The sequence below is a fragment of the Mesorhizobium sp. M1A.F.Ca.IN.020.04.1.1 genome (assembly GCF_003997315.1).
GTDB lineage: Bacteria > Pseudomonadota > Alphaproteobacteria > Rhizobiales > Rhizobiaceae > Mesorhizobium.
In genome coordinates, this window is sequence record NZ_RZSN01000327.1 from 1 (window position 1) to 2,777 (window position 2,777).

Annotated in this window: 4 protein-coding genes; all 4 read right to left on the reverse strand. The window is 63.0% G+C overall.

Translation table 11 applies throughout. The features are described 5' to 3' along the window. Positions 1 to 269: FAD-dependent oxidoreductase (locus tag EOA49_RS31360; protein ID WP_127243573.1), on the reverse strand; the 269-nt coding region annotated here is incomplete at its 3' end. A 106-nt stretch (positions 270 to 375) separates the two neighbouring features. Next, positions 376 to 1,491 (reverse strand): ABC transporter ATP-binding protein, encoded by a 1,116-nt coding sequence (locus tag EOA49_RS31365; protein ID WP_067325879.1) that lies wholly within the window; start codon positions 1,489 to 1,491, stop codon positions 376 to 378. 23 nt (positions 1,492 to 1,514) lie between these two features. Then, positions 1,515 to 2,459, reverse strand: coding sequence for a carbohydrate ABC transporter permease (locus tag EOA49_RS31370; protein WP_067325882.1), 945 nt, complete (start codon positions 2,457 to 2,459; stop codon positions 1,515 to 1,517). Further along, on the reverse strand, positions 2,456 to 2,777 hold a 322-nt coding region (locus tag EOA49_RS31375; protein WP_164749367.1), incomplete at its 5' end, for a sugar ABC transporter permease. The genes EOA49_RS31370 and EOA49_RS31375, both read right to left, overlap by 4 nt.

The following is a 2,777-nucleotide window of genomic DNA, read 5'->3' on the forward strand; positions in this document are numbered from 1 at the left end:
ATCAGCACCGCGCCGAAAAATTTCGAGTTGCCGCCGACATAATAGTAATTGCCGGGGTTGAACGCGGCGCCGCCGGCCTCGCGCCACATCTCCTTCGGCCGGTAACGCCCGTCGACGAAGATCGAGCGCGTCGAGCGCGCATGCGGCGTCGCGGGCAGCGGTTCACCGCGTTCCAGGATCAGGATCGAGGCGCCGCTGCCGGCCAAGCCGGAGGCGATCGTGGCGCCGCCGATGCCGGAGCCGATGATGACGATATCCGGATTTGTCATGGTCTAAAGCGCGTCGTGTTTGAACTGACCGGGACCACGCGCTTTAGATCTTTGTCTTGACGCATGTCGCTGCCCCAAAACCGGATCCACTTTTGGGCGACATGCATCAGAGAATGCGCTTCTCGGTCGCCGGATCGAAGAACACCGCCTTGCTGAGATTGAAGGCCAGCGGCGTGCTGGTGCCGGGCTGGATCCTGGCGTCGGCGCGCAGCCGCGCCACCACGCCCTTGCCGCCGAGATTGGTGACGGCGAACGTGTCCGATCCCGCCGGCTCGACCACTTCGATGTGGCAGTCGGCGGTGGCGATTTCGGATCCGTTGCGCTCGGCGCCTTCTGGATCGGTCAGCGCTTCCGGGCGCACGCCGAAGATGACCGGCTTGTCCTTGAAGGCCGCAAGGCCGGTCGGCGCGCCGGGCAGCGACAGCGTGATCGGTTGGCGGGCCTCACGATCGAGAACAACGGAAAGCCCGCTGCCATTGGCGCCGATCTTGGCCGGGATCAGGTTCATCGCGGGCGAGCCCATGAAATCGGCGACGAAGATATTGGTGGGGTTGTTGTAGACTTCGGCCGGCGTGCCGAACTGCTGTACCTCGCCGTCGCGCATCACGGCGATCTTGGTCGCCAGCGTCATCGCCTCGATCTGGTCGTGGGTGACATAGACGATCGTGGTGCCGGTCGTGGCGTGCAGGCGCTTGATCTCGATGCGCATGTCGACGCGCAGCTTTGCGTCGAGGTTGGAAAGCGGCTCGTCAAACAGGAAGAGTTTCGGGTCGCGCACCAGCGCCCGGCCCATGGCGACGCGCTGGCGCTGGCCGCCGGAAAGCTGGCTGGGCTTGCGGTTGAGCAGGTGACCGATCTGCAGTATCTTTGCCACCTTGTCGATCGCCGCCTGGCGCTCCGCCGCCGGCACGCCGCGCATCTCCATGCCGAAGGCGATGTTTCCGGCAACCGTCATGTTCGGATAGAGCGCGTAGCTCTGGAAGACCATGGCGATGTCGCGCTTCGAGGGATGCAGATCGTTGATGGCGCGGCCGTCGACACGGATCTGGCCCTCGGTGATGGTTTCCAGCCCGGCAATGGTGTTGAGCAGCGTGGACTTGCCGCAGCCGGACGGGCCGACCAGCACAAGGAAGCCGCCCTTTTCGAGCTCGACATCGATGCCCTTCAGGATCTCGACATTCCCGAAGCGCTTCTTCAGCCCATCAATTTCCAGAAAAGCCATGGTCGTTCCTTCAGAAAATAGGGTCAGCCCTTGACCGCGCCGGCCATCAGCCCGCGCACGAAATAGCGGCCGGCGACGACATAGACGATCAGGGTGGGGAGCGCGGCGATCATCGCCGCGGCCATGTTGACGTTGTATTCGACGACGCCGGTCGAGGTGTTGACGACATTGTTGAGCGCCACCGTCATCGGCATTACGTCGCCGGTGCCGGCGTAAGCGGAAGCGAACAGGAAGTCGTTCCAGATGTTGGTGAACTGGTAGATGACGGTGACGACGAAGATCGGCATCGAGTTGGGCAGCATGATGCGACGGAAGATCTGGAAGAAGGAGGCGCCGTCGACCTGCGCCGCCTTCACCAGTTCGGTCGGGAAGGCCTCGTAATAGTTGCGGAAGAACAGCGTGGTGAAGCCGAGGCCGTAGACCACATGGACGAAGGCCAGGTTGACCGTCGAGTTGCCGAGGCCGAAGTTGAACCCCGTCGCGTTCTGCAGGCTGGCGCCGAAGCGGCCGATGCTGCCGAGGATGGTCGCCATTGGCAAGAGCACCGACTGGAACGGAATGAAGCAGGCAAACAGCATCATCGCGAAGACCAGCGTGTGGCCGCGGAAGCGCCATTTGGTCAGCACATAGCCGTTGAGAGCGCCGAGCAGCGTCGAGATCAGCACCGCCGGCACCACCATCTTGATGGAGTTCCAGAAGTAGCCCTTGATGCCGGCACAAGTCAGGCCGACGCAGGTTTCGCCCCAGGCCTTGAACCATGGCGCGATGGTCGGCGACTGCGGCAGCGCCAGCATGTTGCCGTTCTGGATCTCGTCCATGGTCTTGAACGAGGTGACCAGCATCACGAAGAGCGGCATCAGGTAGAACAGCGCGAACAGCGCGAGCAGCCCGTAGATTACGATGCGGTTGATCGTCCTGGCGCTGACGCCGCTCGATGCCTGGCTGGCCGGTGAGGTGACGGCGCTCATCGCGGCTTCTCCCTGAGCTCGGAATAGAGATAAGGCACGATGATCGCGGTCAAAGTCATCAGCATGATCACCGCGCTCGCCGAGCCCACCGCCATCTCGTTGCGCTTGAAGGTGAACTCATACATGAAGTTGGAGGGCAGCCAGGCCGAACCGCCCGGTCCGCCGCTGGTCAGCGCCACGACAAGGTCATAGGACTTGATGGCCAGATGCGCGAGCACGATGAAGGCCGACAGGAACACCGGCCTGAGCAGCGGAATAACGATGCGGCGGTAGAGCTGGAAGGTGGTGGCGCCATCGATCTGCGCGGCCTTCATGATC